Genomic DNA, 320 nt, shown 5'->3' with positions numbered 1-320 from the left:
TTTGGAATTAGAAGCTTGACGATGACCTACTCTCACATGGAGAAACTCCACACTACCATCGGCGATGCATCGTTTCACTACTGAGTTCGGGATGGGATCAGGTGGTTCCAATGCTCTATGGTCGTCAAGCAATTCGGTTGGATGCTCGCCTTGGCGCTCATCCGGATTCGGGTTGCTTACACTAATAAGCAAAACCCCCGGCCAGCGAAGCTGACCAGGGGTCTTGGGATAGGAGCTTGACGATGACCTACTCTCACATGGAGAAACTCCACACTACCATCGGCGATGCGTCGTTTCACTACTGAGTTCGGGATGGGATC

1 rRNA gene is annotated in these 320 nt (G+C 51.9%); it reads right to left on the bottom strand.

The annotated features are described in order from the left end of the window. Positions 1-13 precede the first annotated feature (13 nt). Positions 14-129 (bottom strand): 5S ribosomal RNA (gene rrf / locus ACNFH5_RS30600). Positions 130-320: the final 191 nt, after the last annotated feature.

It is taken from the genome of Pseudomonas sp. NY15435, assembly GCF_048068295.1.
In the GTDB taxonomy this organism is placed as follows: domain Bacteria; phylum Pseudomonadota; class Gammaproteobacteria; order Pseudomonadales; family Pseudomonadaceae; genus Pseudomonas.
This window is presented reverse-complemented; position numbering and strand designations above follow the sequence as displayed.